The 16,357-nt window shown below is 62.5% G+C and carries 16 protein-coding genes; 9 read left to right on the top strand and 7 right to left on the bottom strand.

What is annotated here, in order from left to right; translation table 11 throughout:
• The first annotated feature begins 152 nt into the window (after window positions 1-152).
• Complete coding sequence (locus DBR44_RS02465) at window positions 153-881, top strand: 16S rRNA (uracil(1498)-N(3))-methyltransferase (protein ID WP_124641720.1); 729 nt, start codon at window positions 153-155, stop codon at window positions 879-881.
• Between the two features lie 400 nt (window positions 882-1,281).
• On the opposite strand, the gene DBR44_RS02460 is transcribed toward DBR44_RS02465, so the two are convergent.
• On the bottom strand, window positions 1,282-1,857 hold the full coding sequence (locus tag DBR44_RS02460; protein ID WP_124641718.1) for a hypothetical protein: 576 nt from the start codon (window positions 1,855-1,857) through the stop codon (window positions 1,282-1,284).
• Between the two features lie 104 nt (window positions 1,858-1,961).
• Complete coding sequence (locus tag DBR44_RS02455; protein WP_233578313.1) at window positions 1,962-2,801, bottom strand: D-hexose-6-phosphate mutarotase; 840 nt, start codon at window positions 2,799-2,801, stop codon at window positions 1,962-1,964.
• A 211-nt stretch (window positions 2,802-3,012) separates the two neighbouring features.
• Between DBR44_RS02455 and hutC the strand changes: the two genes are divergently transcribed.
• From hutC to hutH, 6 genes are all read left to right on the top strand, one after another.
• Window positions 3,013-3,729, top strand: coding sequence for a histidine utilization repressor (hutC, locus tag DBR44_RS02450; protein ID WP_199730951.1), 717 nt, complete (start codon window positions 3,013-3,015; stop codon window positions 3,727-3,729).
• A gap of 144 nt (window positions 3,730-3,873) precedes the next feature.
• A complete protein-coding gene (locus DBR44_RS02445) occupies window positions 3,874-4,698 on the top strand; it encodes an undecaprenyl-diphosphate phosphatase (RefSeq protein ID WP_124641712.1) in 825 nt (274 codons plus the stop codon).
• Window positions 4,699-4,898: 200 nt separating this feature from the next.
• Window positions 4,899-6,146 (top strand): imidazolonepropionase, encoded by a 1,248-nt coding sequence (gene hutI, locus DBR44_RS02440; RefSeq protein WP_124641711.1) that lies wholly within the window; start codon window positions 4,899-4,901, stop codon window positions 6,144-6,146.
• Window positions 6,143-7,087 (top strand): formimidoylglutamase, encoded by a 945-nt coding sequence (gene hutG / locus DBR44_RS02435; RefSeq protein WP_124641709.1) that lies wholly within the window; start codon window positions 6,143-6,145, stop codon window positions 7,085-7,087. Before hutI ends, hutG begins: the two co-directional genes overlap by 4 nt.
• Before the next feature lie 61 nt (window positions 7,088-7,148).
• Window positions 7,149-8,831, top strand: a complete 1,683-nt coding sequence (hutU, locus tag DBR44_RS02430; RefSeq protein WP_124641707.1) for a urocanate hydratase — start codon at window positions 7,149-7,151, stop codon at window positions 8,829-8,831.
• 114 nt (window positions 8,832-8,945) lie between these two features.
• Entirely contained in the window at window positions 8,946-10,478 is a 1,533-nt protein-coding gene (gene hutH / locus DBR44_RS02425; RefSeq protein ID WP_124641705.1) for a histidine ammonia-lyase, read from the top strand.
• 73 nt (window positions 10,479-10,551) lie between these two features.
• Here hutH and DBR44_RS02420 read toward each other — a convergent pair whose 3' ends face one another.
• The 3 genes from DBR44_RS02420 to DBR44_RS02410 form a co-directional block, all read right to left on the bottom strand.
• A complete protein-coding gene (locus tag DBR44_RS02420; RefSeq protein ID WP_124641703.1) occupies window positions 10,552-11,676 on the bottom strand; it encodes an SLC13 family permease in 1,125 nt (374 codons plus the stop codon).
• 55 nt (window positions 11,677-11,731) lie between these two features.
• Window positions 11,732-12,031, bottom strand: coding sequence for a superinfection immunity protein (locus DBR44_RS02415; RefSeq protein WP_124641701.1), 300 nt, complete (start codon window positions 12,029-12,031; stop codon window positions 11,732-11,734).
• Window positions 12,032-12,123: 92 nt separating this feature from the next.
• Entirely contained in the window at window positions 12,124-13,017 is an 894-nt protein-coding gene (locus tag DBR44_RS02410; protein ID WP_124641699.1) for a DMT family transporter, read from the bottom strand.
• Window positions 13,018-13,101: 84 nt separating this feature from the next.
• On the opposite strand from DBR44_RS02410, the gene DBR44_RS02405 reads away from it, so the two are divergent.
• Window positions 13,102-13,674 (top strand): helix-turn-helix transcriptional regulator, encoded by a 573-nt coding sequence (locus DBR44_RS02405; RefSeq protein WP_124641697.1) that lies wholly within the window; start codon window positions 13,102-13,104, stop codon window positions 13,672-13,674.
• Window positions 13,675-13,731: 57 nt separating this feature from the next.
• Here DBR44_RS02405 and DBR44_RS02400 read toward each other — a convergent pair whose 3' ends face one another.
• Window positions 13,732-14,271: a DUF2059 domain-containing protein gene (locus tag DBR44_RS02400; protein ID WP_124641696.1), complete on the bottom strand. Its 540-nt coding sequence runs from the start codon at window positions 14,269-14,271 to the stop codon at window positions 13,732-13,734.
• A 196-nt stretch (window positions 14,272-14,467) separates the two neighbouring features.
• The gene (locus DBR44_RS02395; protein WP_124641694.1) at window positions 14,468-15,040 is read right to left on the bottom strand and encodes an alpha/beta hydrolase; all 573 of its coding nucleotides are present in this window, start codon (window positions 15,038-15,040) and stop codon (window positions 14,468-14,470) included.
• Between the two features lie 217 nt (window positions 15,041-15,257).
• Here DBR44_RS02395 and DBR44_RS02390 point away from each other — a divergent pair, with 217 nt between their 5' ends.
• Window positions 15,258-16,259 (top strand): sulfate ABC transporter substrate-binding protein, encoded by a 1,002-nt coding sequence (locus DBR44_RS02390; protein WP_124641692.1) that lies wholly within the window; start codon window positions 15,258-15,260, stop codon window positions 16,257-16,259.
• The last annotated feature ends 98 nt before the right edge of the window (window positions 16,260-16,357 follow it).

Here is a 16,357-nt window from a genome sequence, read left to right as displayed (position 1 = left end):
ATTGGCAAGACGATGCTGAAGCAAGTGACGCAGCCCGGATCAATCATGACGATGCATGGATGCCGTCATTTTTACCACTTGCTAAAGATGGGTTGTTGCAACTGCAGCAAACAAAGCAAAATACCGTTATCACCACGGACTTTCAATACGCCATGCCAAGGTTTTTTATCGAAACACCGCTGGCGGCGGGGCAAACCCTGTCGCTGCCTGATGCTGTCGTGCGCCATGTGCAGGTTCTGCGCCTGAAGGAAGGCGACAGCCTGACCCTGTTCAACGGCCAGGGCGGCGAGTACCAGGCCAGCCTGTCGGCCTTGCAAAAGCGCGCTGCCGAATGCCAGATCAGCCGCTTTGACGACATCAGCCGCGAGTCGCCGGTATGGCTGGGGCTGGCGCAGGCCATTTCCAGCGGCGACCGCATGGAATTCACCCTGCAAAAGGGCGTGGAGATGGGCGTGTCGCTGTTTCAGCCCATCGCCGCCGAGCGCTCGGTGGTGAAGCTGTCCGGCGAGCGGGCGGACAAACGCATACAGCGCTGGCAGGAAATCGTGCAGTCGGCTTGCGAGCAGTGTGGTCGCAATACGCTGCCGCAGGTGCTGCCCATTCTCAGTCTCAATGAATGGCTGCAACAGCAGCAGGATGCCGATGCCAGGCTGATCCTGTCGCCGCTGGGCACGCAGAAACTGGCCGATATCGCCAGCGCGCCGCGCCGGGCCTGGCTGATGGCCGGACCGGAGGGTGGCTACTCCGCCCGCGAGGAGGCTGCTGCGCTGGAGGCCGGCTGGACGCCGCTGAAACTGGGGCCGCGCATTCTGCGCACCGAAACAGCCGCGCTGGCGGCGGTGGCGGCGGTACAGGCGGTGTGGGGGGATTACTGTATCTGAGTTCTGTTTATCCGCGCTCAGCGCCAGTCAGAGCAAGTCTTTGAACCGCTGCGCGGTGCTGTTTTTCATGGCGGGGCTGCCCGCCAAACAGGCAGGGGAGCTGCCTCGCCAGCTCCCCTGCACCCCTAGGCGACCCCGGGTTGCGCGAAACCCCGCCTGTTTCGGGCCGGGCAAGGCGCCGCCGAACTCGCCATTCGCTACCGTCGAATGGCTCAGACATGGCGGCGGCTTAAAACCTTGCCCAACCCGCCCCAGACGGCGCGCGCCACGGGGATGGGGCGCACTGTCTGCATCGCTTGCGATTGAGCCAAGTAGGTAATTGCCAACGCGGTAGAAAGTCCCAGCCAACAAAAAGCCCGGCATGGCCGGGCGGTGTGACTGCGTGCGGATCAGCAGCGGCTCAGGCGGTGGTGGCGATGTCCTGCTGACGGTAAATCAGCTTGCCAGCCAGCAGCACTTCCTGCTCGCTCAGGGCGAACTGCCCCGGCGGTGCGGCGCGTTCAAACACGAAGCGCCGGTCCTGGTATTCGATCCAGGCACTGATGGGCTGGTCCTGAAAGCGGCCGAGTATCTCCGGCGAGCGTGCCGCCACCTCGGCATCCGTCAGCAGGATGCCCTGCTGTGCCGGGGCGGTGTTTTCTTCCTGTACTTCCCAGTTAGCCTGGGCGACCGGTTGTGGCGTGTTGCGGGTGGCCATTTGCAGCCACATGCGATAGACCCACAAGGGCAGCAGTACGCGGTGCACCCGCTTGTCGTCGGTGATGACGCAGGCAATGGGGAAGCGGTGCTGACAGGCAGGGCAGGTGCCCTGGGCTGCCAGAAACAGCTTGTCCTGCTGCAGGCTGGCCAGGCCGGCCATGTGTTCGCAACCCACCATGGCATGGCAGTGCGGGCAATGCTTGCCAAAGCGGCGCACCCGGTTGCCATTGGGAAAGGTCACCGGGAGATAACTGGAAATCGTGTTCTGTCTGGCCATTTACAAGCTGTCCACTGCGACGCCGTGCTGGCGGGATGGCGTGCAGTATACCCTGTCCGCCAGGGTGGCGGACAGGCAAGGGCCGCTGCTCATGCGCGGGCTGCTCATGCCAAGCTCAGCCGGCAGCACAGGCTGTGGCTGGCACCGGCGGCCAGCAGGCGGCTGTCTTCGCCGGCATTGGCCGCTTCGATGCAGACAAAATCCTGCCAGCCGTCATCCGGCAGGTCGGCAAGGTTTGCCGCCTTGTCCTGCCACGGATTCCACACCACCACGCTGGCCGATCCGCTGCGGCTGATGCGCAGGCGGCGTTGCCATTGCGGGTCTTCCAGCAGCACATCGGCTTCGCTGTAGACAATGGCATCGAACTCGCCCTGCAAGTGCAGCGGCTGTGGCGGCAGCCGGCTGTAACGGCGGCCGACCTTGTCTTCGCACACCGCCTCTTCCAGCCCGTGCAGGCGGATACGCCGGCTGTCGCTGACCGCGAGATAGCTGTGCAGGGCCGCGCTGAAGCTTTGTTGCTGCGCGCTGTCGTTGCGGGTGTGCAGGCTGATGTCGATATGGTCGGACAGGGTGTATTCCAGTACGACCGTCAGGCCCTGCCAGTCCGGGCCTTGCAGTTTCACGTGAAACGCATCACCGTCGCGCAGCACCGCCAGCAATGTCCATGGCTGCTGGCGGGCCACGCCGTGGGCCGGGGCGCTGTCATCATCCGGGTGCGCGCCAAACCACGGCCAGCAGACCGGCACACCGCCACGGATGGCGCGGCCGGGCTGCAGTACGGCTTGGGGGGACATATACAGCCAGGGTTGCTGACCATAAGGCTGGAATGCCAGCAACTGGCCACCCAGCAAGGACAGGGTGGCGCTGCAGCTACCGCTGTCCAGCTGCAGCAGGGTGACATCGTTGCCCAGGGCAATCAGCCGGGCACCGGAAGGCAGGTTCATGGCCATAGGGCTTCTCGTTGGCAGGAAAATGGGATGATCATAGCGCAATGGCGCGCCTTGATCTGTGGCTGAGGGTAGCCCGCGCGGGGCAATGCTCTGGTCAGGGCGGTGGGAACAGGGCATGCTAGCGCACGGTGGTCTGCGCTGGATCAGTCTTTGCCCTGCCGCCACGGTCTAGAATCCATCATCCCCCGACTTCATGGAACACAAGGTGTCTGCCACAGCTCAACCGCGCTATCTGCGCATCAAGGAATACATTCTGGAAGGCATTCGCAAGAAGGAATTCCTGCCGGGTAACAAGATACCGCCGGAACTGGAGCTGGCCAGGCAGTTTTCCGTGTCGCGCATGACGGTGAACAAGGCGGTGCGCGATCTGGCCGAAGCCGGCATCCTGCTGCGCTTTGCCGGTGATGGCACTTATGTGGCCGAACGCAAGGCCGAATCGCCGCTGCTGGACATCAACAATATCGCAGCGGAAGTGGAGGCGCGTGGCCATACCCACACGGCCGACGTGCATCAGCTGGAAACCATCTCTGCCGGTGAGGAAATCGCCCTGCAACTGGGAGTCAAGGTGGGCACGCCGGTGTTCCATTCGATTCTGGTGCACCGCGAAGACGGCCTGCCCATCCAGCTGGAAGACCGCTATGTCAATCCGGCCTGGGCACCGGACTATATCCTGCAGGATTTCAGCCGGCGCACACCCAATGAATACCTGATGGAAAGCTGCCCGCTGACCGATATCGAACACACGGTCGAGGCGGTGTTGCCGGATGCACGTGAGCTGGCCATGCTGGGCATCACCGCCAGCGAACCCTGCCTGCTGGTGCTGCGGCGTACCTGGTCTTACAAGAATCTGGTCACTTTTGCCCGGCTGGTCCACCCCGGCGGCCGCTACAAGCTGCGCTCGCAAAGCCGGGTCAAGAAGTAAACTGCCTGCGTCACCGGCCTGGCCCGGTGGCTTGCACGGCATTGCGCCAGCCCGGTGCCGTGATTCTGTCATCCAGTTCGGCTATGCTGTCAGCGCATCCTAGCGCCCTGAATTTTCCCAACCACCAACACCGACCACAACATCATGGATACCCTGCTTCTGCTCAAGGCGGCCATCCTCGGCATCGTCGAGGGGCTGACCGAGTTTCTGCCCATTTCCTCCACCGGCCACCTGATCCTGGCTGGTGAGTTGCTCAAGTTCAACGACGAGCGCGGCAAGCTGTTCGAAATCGTCATCCAGTCCGGTGCCATTCTGGCCGTGATCTGGGAATACCGTGCCCGTATTGCCAGCGTAGTGGCCGGGGCCCGGCATGACCGGGCAGCACAGCGTTTCATCCTCAACCTGGCCATTGCCTTTTGCCCGGCGGCGGCGCTGGGCTTTCTGTTCAGCAAGGCCATCAAGGCCCATCTGTTCAACGCCCCGGTGGTGGCCAGCATGTTCATCATCGGTGGGCTGGTCATCATGTGGGCCGAGCGCCGCCAGCACACCATTCGGGTGCAAACCGTAGAGGAAATGACGCCGCTGGACGCGCTGAAGGTGGGCTGCGCCCAGGCTTTTGCGCTGGTGCCGGGTACTTCGCGCTCCGGTGCCACCATCATTGGCGGCATGCTGTTTGGCCTGTCGCGCAAGGCGGCCACTGAGTTTTCCTTTTTCCTGGCCATTCCCACGCTGATCATGGCCTCGCTGTATTCCCTGTATAAAGACCGGGCGCTGCTGGCGGCGGATGATCTGGGTATCTGGGCTGTGGGCCTGCTGTTTTCCTTTGTCTCGGCCTTTTTCTGCGTGCGCTGGTTGCTGCGCTTCATTTCCAGCCACAGCTTCATGCTGTTTGCCTGGTATCGCATCGTGTTCGGCATCATCGTGTTGCTGACCTGGCATTACGGTTGGGTCAACTGGGTGGATAGCTGAGTCACACCGCGACAAACAATTGACTATACAAATACTGTTGGATTTATGACGCACAAAGGGAGCCGCTGGCTCCCTTTTTTATTTTATCAAATCATTGAATTTATTGATTATTTGTACAATATTTGTTTGAGAGTCACATAAAACTGCTGTTGACACGGTTTCGTATCCAGTTTATTTGTATATACAAATCAGGAGCAGACATGACCCCCACTCACGATAGCCCGCGCAGCCTGTGGCTCAATGCCCGGCTGGCCACCATGGATACGCAGCATGCCGCACCCTATGGCGCGCTGCATGGCCACGCACTGGTGGTGGAAGCCGGCCGCATCGCTGCCATTGTGCCGCAGCAGCAGTTGAACCCGGCCAGCTTCGATGGCGAGGTGGTGGATGCGGCCGGCCGCTGGATCACCCCCGGCTTCATCGATTGCCATACCCATCTGGTGTATGGCGGCAACCGCGCAGCCGAGTGGGAAAAGCGGCTGCAAGGCGTGCCCTATCAGCAGATCGCCGCCGCAGGGGGTGGCATTGTCTCCACCGTGCGCGCCACCCGCGAACTGGACGAGGCACAACTGGCCGCCGCCAGCCTGCCGCGCCTGCAGGCGCTGATGGCCGAAGGGGTGACCACCATCGAAATGAAATCCGGCTATGGGCTGAACCTGGCCGATGAGCTGAAACAGCTGCGTGTTGCCCGGCAACTGGCGGCCAGCCAGCCGGTGGAGGTGTCGCCCACCTTGCTGTCTGCCCATGCGCTGCCGCCGGAATTTGCCGGCAATGGCGATGGCTATATCGAGCATGTCATCCGCGACATTCTGCCGGTCGTGGCGGTGGAAAAACTGGCCGAGGCGGTGGATGTGTTCTGCGAAAGCGTGGGTTTTTCTCCGGCGCAAACCCGCCGTGTATTCGAGGCCGCGCAGCAGCACGGTTTGCGGGTAAAGGGCCATGTCGAGCAGCTGTCCAATCTGCATGGCGCAGCGCTGGTGGCCGAATTTGGCGGCCTGTCGGCCGACCATATCGAATATCTGGATGCCGCTGGTGTGGCTGCACTCAAGGCCGCCGGCACCGTGGCGGTACTGTTGCCCGGCGCATTTTACTTTTTGCGCGAAACCCAGAAGCCGCCGGTGGCGGCGCTGCGTGAAGCCGGTGTGCCGATGGCGGTGTCCACCGACCTCAACCCCGGCACCAGCCCGTTTGCCTCGATCCGGCTGGCGATGAACCAGGCCTGTGTGCTGTTCGGCCTGACGCCGGAAGAAGCCATGGCCGGCACCACCCGCCATGCCGCACAGGCGCTGGGCCGTGGCCACAGCCATGGCCGGCTGGCCGTGGGCTGTGTGGCCGACCTGCTGCTGTGGAATATCGATCACCCTGCCGAAATCGTCTACGGACTCGGCGTCAATGCGCTGGCCGAACGGGTATTCCGTGGTCAGCGTCCGGGCAAGGAAAACGCATGATGAACCCAGACATGAAGTTGTGGAGCGGCCGTATTGATGCTGGCGAAGGCGAACTGGCCCGCCGCTGGCACCAGCTGGCCACACCGTTTGCCGCTGGCCTGCCGGCGGGTATCGGCATTGTCGGTTTTGCCTGTGACGAAGGCGTACGCCGCAATCAGGGCCGCGTTGGCGCGGCGGCCGCTCCGGTAGTCATCCGCAAGGCGCTGGCCAATCTGGCCTGGCATCAGGACCGGCCGCTGTGCGATATGGGCGATGTGGCCTGTACCGATGGCGATCTGGACGCTGCCCATTTGCGGCTGGCTGCGGCGGTCGAACAACTCGCCGGGGGCGGACATTTTCCGCTGGTGCTGGGTGGCGGCCACGAAACCGCCTACGGCACCTGGCGCGGCCTGGCTGCGGCGCACCCGGACAAGGTGATCGGCATCATCAATTTCGATGCCCATTTTGATATCCGCGAGGCAGCCGAGGCCACCTCCGGCACCCCGTTCGCGCAGATCGCGGCCGATTGCGCGGCCAGCGGCCGGCCCTTCCATTACCTGTGCCTGGGCGTGGCCGAGCCATCCAATACCCAGGCGCTGTTTGCCCGCGCCGGCCAGCTGGGCGTGCAGTGGCTGCTGGACAGCGCACTGAGCCAGGCCGGCCTGGCGGCCGCGCAGGACACGCTGCAGGGCTTTATGGATCAGGTAGACATCCTCTACCTCACGATTGACCTCGATGTCCTGCCTGCCAGCGTGATGCCTGCGGTATCCGCCCCCGCCGCCATGGGGGTGGAACTGCAGGTGGTGGAGGCGCTGGTCAGCAGTATTGCCCGCAGCGGCAAGCTGGCCGGGGCTGATCTGGTGGAGCTGAACCCGCAATTCGATATCGACAGCCACGGCGCGAAGACGGCGGCCCGGCTGGCGTGGAGTATCACCCGTCATCTGGCCACAGGCTCTCTTTGAGCCACGCCACACCCTATTCAGGGCAGTTGCCCGACAACATGGAAGTACCAAGGAGACAGCAATGAGCGCATCACAACAAGACAGCCGTTTCGACCCGACTCGCGTCATCCGCGCCCCGCGCGGTACCGAGCTTTCCTGCAAAAGCTGGCTGACCGAAGCCGTCTACCGCATGATCCAGAACAATCTGGACGCCGAAGTCGCCGAGCATCCGCAAAGCCTGGTGGTGTATGGCGGCATTGGCCGCGCTGCCCGCAACTGGGAGTGCTACGACACCATTCTGGATGTGCTCAAGCGTCTGGAAGACGACCAGACCTTGCTGATCCAGTCCGGCAAGCCGGTGGGCGTGTTCAACACCCATGCCGATGCGCCGCGCGTGCTGATCGCCAACTCCAATCTGGTGCCGCACTGGGCCAACTGGGAACACTTCAACGAGCTGGATAAGAAGGGCCTGATGATGTACGGCCAGATGACCGCCGGCTCCTGGATCTACATCGGCTCGCAAGGCATCGTGCAAGGCACCTATGAGACCTTCGTGGCCGTCGCCCGCCAGCATTTCGACGGCAAGGCGCAGGGCCGCTGGATCCTGACCGGTGGTCTGGGTGGCATGGGTGGCGCGCAGCCGCTGGCCGCCACCATGGCCGGCTTCAGCATGCTGGCTGTCGAGTGTGATGAAAGCCGTATCGATTTCCGCCTGAAAACCCGTTATGTCGACCGCAAGGCCACCACCTTGGACGAGGCGCTGGCCATCATCGAAGAAGCCAAACACAGCGGCACGGCGGTTTCCGTCGGCCTGCTGGGCAATGCCGCCGATGTGTTCACCGAACTGGTGAATCGTGGCATCACCCCGGACGTGGTCACCGACCAGACCTCCGCCCACGACCCGGTACACGGCTATCTGCCGCAAGGCTGGACTGTGGCCGAATGGCGCGCCAAGCAGCAAAACAGCGCCGCTGAAATCACCGCCGCCGCCAAGAAATCCATGGCCGTGCAGGTGCGCGCCATGCTGGCCTTGCAGGAGCGCGGTGCCGCCACGCTGGACTACGGCAACAACATCCGCCAGATGGCGCTGGAAGAAGGCGTGGCGAATGCCTTCGACTTCCCCGGCTTTGTGCCGGCCTATGTGCGCCCGCTGTTCTGCGAAGGCATCGGCCCCTTCCGCTGGGTGGCGCTGTCCGGCGACCCGGAAGACATCTACAAGACCGACGCCAAGGTGAAAGAGCTGATCCCGGACGATCCGCACCTGCACAACTGGCTGGACATGGCACGCGAGCGCATCAGCTTCCAGGGTTTGCCGGCACGCATTTGCTGGGTCGGCCTGAAAGACCGCGCCCGTCTGGGTGCGGCCTTCAACGAAATGGTGAAGAATGGCGAACTCAAGGCACCTATCGTGATTGGCCGCGACCATCTGGACTCCGGTTCGGTGGCTTCGCCCAACCGTGAAACCGAAGCCATGCTGGATGGCTCGGACGCCGTGTCCGACTGGCCGCTGCTCAATGCCCTGCTCAACACCGCTGGTGGTGCCACCTGGGTGTCCTTGCACCACGGCGGTGGCGTGGGCATGGGTTTCTCGCAGCATTCCGGCGTGGTGATCGTGTGTGACGGCACCGACGCAGCCGCCAAGCGCGTAGGCCGCGTGCTGCGCAACGACCCGGGCACCGGCGTGATGCGTCATGCCGATGCCGGTTACGACATTGCCAAGAACTGCGCCCGTGAGCAGGGCCTCGATCTGCCGATGCTCAAGTAAGACGAGCGCGCTGCCCACGGCCAAGCCGGTGGCAGCGCATGAAGTACAAACAACAAAGTGATTGGCCACGCCTGCGGGCGTGATGCCAGCTGACAAACAATAGAGACTGAAACCATGAGCATTCTCAATATCGTACCGGGCCAACTGACACTGGCCGACCTGCGCCGCGTTTCGCGTGAAACCGGCCTCAAGCTGCAACTGGATGCCAGCAGCCATGCCGGCATCGACGCTGCTGCCGCCACCGTGGCGCGCGTGCTGTCCGAAGGCCGCACCGCCTATGGCATCAATACCGGCTTTGGCCTGCTGGCCAATACCCGCATCGCAGCGGACGAGCTGGAGCTGCTGCAACGCTCCATCGTGCTGTCGCACGCCGCCGGCATTGGCGCGCCGATGGACGACTCCACCGTCCGCCTGGTGATGGCGCTGAAGATCAACTCGCTGGCGCGTGGCTTCTCCGGCATCCGCCGTCAGGTGATCGAAGCGCTGGTGACGCTGTTCAACCACGGCATCTACCCGGTGATTCCGCAAAAGGGTTCGGTGGGTGCTTCCGGCGACCTGGCCCCGCTATCGCATATGAGTGCAGTGCTGATCGGCGAGGGTGAAGCCTTCGTCAACGGCCAGCGCGTGCATGGTCGTGAAGCCATGCTGGCCGCCGGTCTGCAGCCCATCACCCTGGCACCGAAAGAAGGCCTGGCCTTGCTCAACGGTACGCAAGCCTCCACCGCCTTTGCCCTGGAAGGCCTGTTTGCGGCGGAAGACCTGTTCGCCTCCGCCGTGGTGGCCGGCTCGATGTCGGTGGAAGCCGCCCAGGGCAGCCGCACCCCGTTTGATGCACGCATCCACGCCGTGCGTGGCCATGCCGGCCAGATCGACGCCGCCAGCGCCTACCGCGTGCTGCTGGAACACAGCGAAATCGAACACTCGCACGAAAACTGCGGCAAGGTGCAAGACCCGTACAGCCTGCGCTGCCAGCCGCAGGTGATGGGTGCCTGCCTGACGCAGATCCGCCACTCCGCCAGCGTGCTGGAAGTGGAAGCCAACTCGGTCTCGGACAATCCGCTGGTGTTCAGCGACGACAACGACATCCTGTCCGGCGGCAATTTCCACGCCGAACCGGTAGCCTTTGCCGCCGACAACCTGGCCCTGGCCATTGCCGAAATCGGCTCGCTGTCCGAGCGCCGCATGGCGCTGCTGATTGACAGCAACCTGTCCAAGCTGCCGCCCTTCCTGGTCAACAACGGCGGGGTGAACTCCGGCTTCATGATCGCCCAGGTTACCGGCGCGGCCCTAGCATCGGAAAACAAATCGCTGGCGCACCCGGCGTCGGTGGACAGCCTGCCGACCAGTGCCAACCAGGAAGACCATGTCTCCATGGCCACGTTCGCCGGCCGTCGCCTGCGCGACATGGCGGGCAATACCGCCGGCATCCTGGCGGTGGAACTGCTGGCTGCCTGCCAGGGCGTGGATTTCCGTGCCCCGCACAAGGCCAGCGCCAAGCTGGAAGAAGCCAAGGCCGAGCTGCGTGAACAAGTAACTTTCTATGACAAGGACCGCTACTTCGCGCCGGATATCGAGAAGGCCGCCGCGCTGGTAGCCAGCGGCAGCTACAACCGCTTTGTGGCGGCAGGGCTGTTGCCTTCGCTGTAAGCATGAGTACCCGGTCAGGGTGACACATTGCCCGGCACCCTCACGGTGGCCGGGTTTTTTTGCGTGTGGAGATTTACAGCAGAACGTAGCCCAGCACACCTGCCAGCAGCAGGGCGGGCAGCGAATACAGGTGAAACTGCAGCCAGATGCCGCGCTCGCCGGCCATGCGCAGGGCGATCAGGTTGGCCAGCGAACCCAGCACACAGCCAAAGCCACCGGCATTCACCGCATAGGCCAGCACCTTGTAGGCGCTGCTGTATTTCACCAGCAGGATGGTGGCCGGCACATTGCTGATCAGCTGCGAACCCAGCAGGGCGGTCAGGTAGAGGCCGGTTTGCCCCAGCCCGGCGAGGGCATCGGTTGCGTGGTGCAGGGCAGGCAGCCCGGTCAGCAGGCGGATATCGACAAACATCAGCATGAACACGGCAATCAGGCTCCAGTCCACCGTCAGCAGCAGCGCCGGGCGCAGCAAGGCCACCCCGGCGACGACCGCGGCCAGCCCCCAGCCGGGGTGGCCCGACTCCAGCGCCAGGACAAAGCCGACATACAGCAGCGCGCACACCGCCAGCAAGCGCGGCTGGTAGCCGCCAGTATCATCATGCAATTGGGCATGAATCCGTTGGCGGGGGAAGGCCAGTGCGGTGGCCAGCAACAGCAGCACCATGCTGCCCAGTGCCAGCGGGGCCATCTGCCAGGTAAAGCCGGCGAATGACAGGCCGGAGAGCTGCCACAGCAGGATATTTTGCGGATTGCCGATAGGGGTGAGCAGGGAGCCGGCATTCACTGCCAGCGCTTCAAAGATCACCAGCCGGCCTATCGGCAGGCCGGCAATGCCGCGCAGCCCCAGGGTGAGCGGCACCACGATGAACAGCGCCACATCATTGGTGAGCACGGTGGACAGCAGGGCGGACATGCTGACCAGAAACAGCGCCAGCGCCCGCTCGTTTGGCAGGCGGTTGATGATCAGCCGGCCCAGATGGCTCAGATAGCCGCTGGACTCCACCCCTTTGGTGAGCAAGAGCAGACCGGCCAGGGTGGCAATGGTGGGCCAGTCTATCCAGTTGGCAAACTGGCTGCCGGCTTGCGGCTGAGGCAGCCACAGCAGCACCATCAATAGTAGCAATACATGCAGGAGCCGGTCGCGCAGGAAGGGGCGCAACAGGCCGGAGAACAGCGGGCGGGGGAAGAGGGCAGACATGGCGGCAGCTTACGGGAAGGCTGCCGCCGCTATCAAGCGCGTTTATCTGATGGTTTTAGTCTTGCGCGCGCAGGTCGTCGCGCTTGATGGCCATGCCCATGGCGATGATCCAGGGAAGCAGCAGCCAGCCACCCAGGATATTGATCAGGGCAATGGTTTTCAGACGCGGGTTTTTCACCAGCCAGGCGGTAATGGTGGGAATCAGGTAGGCCGGCAGCATCACCAGCACATCGCCCAGCCACATGGCGGCGGTGACAAAATCCGGCTGGTTGGTGAACGTGCCATACAGCCACAGCAGGAAGGCAAGAGCCAGCACGATGGCGCACAGGCCCTTGAGCAGATCGACAGGTTTCATGGCAGACAGGGTTGGTTCGGACAAGCGGCAAGAGTAATCACGAGCAGGGCGGTTTGGCAAACCGCCCGGTCAATTATTCTGCATATTTTGCCCTAGTCATCCCCACGGCCTGCCAGCTCGCTGATCAGCACGCTGGCCACGATCATGGCCGCCCCGCCAATGGCCATGGCGCTGAGGTATTCGCCGGCCAGTGCGCCCACCAGCCCGGCCCATACCGGCTCCATGGCGTAGATGATGGTGGCGCGGGTGGCGGGCACGGTTTTCTGTGCCCAGTTCATGGCGATCTGGATCACCGCCGTGGCCAGCCCCATGCCCAGCAGGCTCAGCAACAGGCCGGGCTGTAGCTGCGGTGCAGCTTCGCCGCTGATTTGCCAGCCGATGCCGGACAACAAGGCCACGGTCAGCAATTGCACCACGGCGACCCGGCGCGGATGGCACTGGCTGGCAAAGCGCCCCACCAGGCTGATTTCCAGCGCGATCATGGCGGCACCGGCTACGGTCAGCCATTCACCGGGGCCAAAGTTGAAATGCATGCCGCGCGGATCGGACAGCAGCACCAGGCCGCCAAAGGCGATGGCAATGCCCAGCCAGGCGGCCAGCCGGGGATGACGACGAAACAGCAGCAGCTGGAATAGCGGCACCAGCGGTACATACAGGCCGGTAAGAAAGGCGGACTTGCTGCTGGGAATCAGCTGCAGGCCCAGCGTTTGCAGGCTGTAGCTGCCGAACAGCACACTGCCCACCAGCACGCCGGTCAACAGCTCGGTGCGCCGGATGCCGGCCAGTTCGCGCCAGCACAGCAGCATGGCAATCAGCCCGGCCACAGCAAAGCGCAGGCCGACAAAGCCGAAAGGGCCGGCCCACTGCAGGGCGTTTTGTACCACCAGGAAAGTGCCGCCCCAGATCATGGTGACAACGATCAGCACCATGTCGGGCAGGCGGGAGTGGCGCGGCGGCAGGCCGGCGCTGGCGGTCAGGGTAGTCATGATGGTATGTCGTGCATTGCTGGTAGGTGGGTAAGTGCAATATAATGCACTTGTTATCATTTGTGCAATATATTGCCCAATATCATGAGCAACGGTTCGCTGGAAGTGATTCAGAACGTGTCGGCCAATCTGCGCCAGGCACGGCTGCAGCAGGGTTACAGCCAGGAGCGGCTGGCCGAACTGGCCGGTATCAGCCGGCGCATGCTGGTGAATATCGAGGCGGGTGAAAGCAATGCCAGCATCGCCACCGTGGACAAGCTGGCTTCGGCGCTGGGGCTGGCTTTTGCCGAGGTGGTACGCCCGCCGCTATTGCCGGCCAGCACGCGCAACCTGCCGCTGCGCATCTGGCAGGGTGTGCAGGCCGATAGCCACGCCACGCTGCTGGAGTCGGTACCGCAGCCGGGCATGGTACTGGAGTTGTGGCGCTGGCAACTGGCCGCTGCAGATAGCTACCACGCCGAGGCGGATGCGCCGGGCTGCAATGAAATCATCTATGTGCTGGACGGTGTGCTGGACATCACCCTGCCGCAACAGCAATACCATCTGCAGGCCGGACAGTCGCTGGCTTTTGCCTCGGACCAGCTGTACAGCTTTCACAACCCTGGCGGGCTGCCGTGCAGTTTCAGCAAGACCATCCTGATGGTGCCGCACCGCTGATGGTTGTGCCATGCAAAACGGCCCCGCAGGGCCGTTTGATCTTGGTGATGCGCCTACTTATTTGCTGATGGTCTTGCCGTAGGACTCGGCAGCGCTACGCATTTTCGGCAGCAGGGTTTTTTCGGCAGAACCCAGCATGTTCTTCATGATGCCGTCGATCACCACCGGCTGCTGCTTCATCAGCTTCTGGCCGGCCGGGGTCTTGTAGAAAGCCACGATCTGCTGCATCTCGGCAGCAGAGAACTGTGCGCTGTAATTCTTTGCCACTTCCTGTTCAAACTGCTTTTTCACGGCGGCGGAGTTGAAGTAGTCGGCGGCGGTTTTGTGCACGCCTTCAGCATAGGACTTGAAGCCTTCCTGGGCCTTCTTTTGCTGTTCCGGCGTCAGGTTGATCTTGTTCTTGACGAAGTATTCCTGCAGCAGCGGGCCGGCCGAACCAGTGGTGCGGTTGGCCAGATCATTCGGCATATTGTTCAGGCCGATCACCTGGGCCAGTTCCTTGGCGGCGGCATCCTGTGCGGCATCGGCATGGGCCAGCATGGGCAGGGTCAGCGCAATGGCGGCAATGGCGGTCTTGATCGGGCTAGCAGCAAACATGGGACATCCTTTTGGGAATAAAGAACGGATGACAAGCACCCTGCTGCGATGTGTCCTGTGGCAGGGAAATCAGCTGTCGGCCGCTCTGGGCATCAGAAAACAGGCTGGCAGGGAGTGTGACACTGCCGGCCAGCGCGGTCAAAGATGCTTGGATGACATCACAAAAGGACAGTTCCCGTCAGGGCGGGCAAGCGGTTCAGGCCGCTGCCTGGCGCTGGGCGCGGGCGCGCTCCAGCAAGGGCGGCAGCAAAGCCAGCCCGTCTTCCCACTGGGTATGGCCGGAAGCCACATTGATATGCCCGGCCTCATGCAGCCAGGTCAGTGGGCTTTGCCAGTAGCCGGCCAGCCGCGCTGCGCGCGCTACCTTGCAGAAGGGGTCGTTGTCGCTGGCCACCACCCGGCTGACAAAGGGCAGCGGCTGGCGTGGCAGCGGGGCGAATGGCAGCAGTTCGCGCGGTACGAAAGCGCGCTCCACATCGGCCGGTGCCACCAGCAGCGCGGCGGCAATCCGCCCCGGATGGCGGCGCGCATAGTGCGCCACGGTAATGCAGCCCAGGCTGTGGGCAATGACGATGGCCGGCTTGCTGGCGCCTTGCAGGGCTTGGTCCAGCCCGGAGAGCCAGCTTTCCAGATCGGGCTGTTCCCAGTTGGCGTTGTTCACCCGGATGGCGTCCAGCCGCTGCTGCCAATGGCTTTGCCAGTGGTCGGCACCACTTCCTTTCCAGCCAGGCTGGATGATGAAATCGAAATCGTCGGCAAATCGCGTCATGGCGCAGTCCTTATCCTGATGTGGCCACTATAGGACAAACCTATTGGCGCAAAAAGTAATAAATAATTGTTTTTATATGCGATTTAGAAATTTCATTGATCGGCTTAATAGATTTATTTCGAATAACAGAATAAAAAACAATCATTTCTAGTGATAAACAAATCCTGATTACAGTGTGCTGCATAACAAACCAGCCCATAGCCTCAGGAGCCGCCACATGACGACTATCCGCACCAATCTGAAAGCGCTGGCAGCCGTGCTGCTGCTGGCGGTGACGCCGCTGAAGGCGGCCGAACTGCTCAACGTGTCCTACGACCCGACCCGCGAGCTGTACCAGGACGTGAACAAGGCCTTTGCCGAGCAGTGGAAGAAAAAGACCGGCGAAGAACTCACCATCAAGCAGTCGCACGGCGGTTCGGGCAAGCAGTCGCTGTCCATCCAGCATGGTCTGGCTGCCGACGTGGCCACGCTGGCGCTGGCCTACGACATTGATGTGCTGGCTGACGAAGGCCTGCTGCCGAAAAACTGGCAAACCCGCCTGCCGGACAATAGCTCGCCTTACACCTCCACCATCGTGTTCCTGGTGAAAAAGGGCAATCCGAAAGGCATCAAGGACTGGGGCGATCTGGTACGCAATGATGTGCAAGTGATCACGCCCAATCCGAAAACCTCCGGTGGTGCACGCTGGAACTATCTGGCGGCCTGGGGTTATGCCCTGAAGAAAAACGGTGGCAACGAGGCCAAGGCCCGTGCTTACGTCAGCGAGTTGTACAAGCATGTTCCGGTGCTGGACTCCGGTGCGCGTGGTGCCACGCTGACCTTTACCCAACGCGGTCTGGGCGATGTGCTGCTGGCCTGGGAAAACGAAGCAGTGCTGGCCGTGAAGGAAATGGGCCCGGACAAGTTCGACATCGTGACCCCGTCGATCTCCATTCTGGCCGAGCCGCCGGTAGCGGTGGTGGACAAGGTGGTGGACAAGAAAGGCACACGCAAGCAGGCCGAGGCTTACCTGAAGTTCCTGTACACCCCGCAAGGCCAGACCATTGCCGCAGAAAACTACTACCGTCCGCGTGATGCCAAGATTGCAGCCAAGTACGCCAGCCAGTTTCCCAAGGTGAAGCTATTCACCCTCAAGGACGTGTTTGGCGACTGGCGTGCCACCCAGAAAAAGCACTTCGCCGATGGCGGTGTGTTTGACCAGATCTACAGCAAGAATTAATCCCCCGCGCGACACGAAACCGGCCGCCACACTGCAAGGTGTGGCGGTTTTGTCATTGTGGCAGTCGCGCTACCCAAGGCCGGCCAACAGGCACTAGA

The sequence above is a fragment of the Aquitalea sp. FJL05 genome (assembly GCF_003852595.1).
GTDB lineage: Bacteria > Pseudomonadota > Gammaproteobacteria > Burkholderiales > Chromobacteriaceae > Aquitalea > Aquitalea aquatilis.
This window is presented reverse-complemented; position numbering and strand designations above follow the sequence as displayed.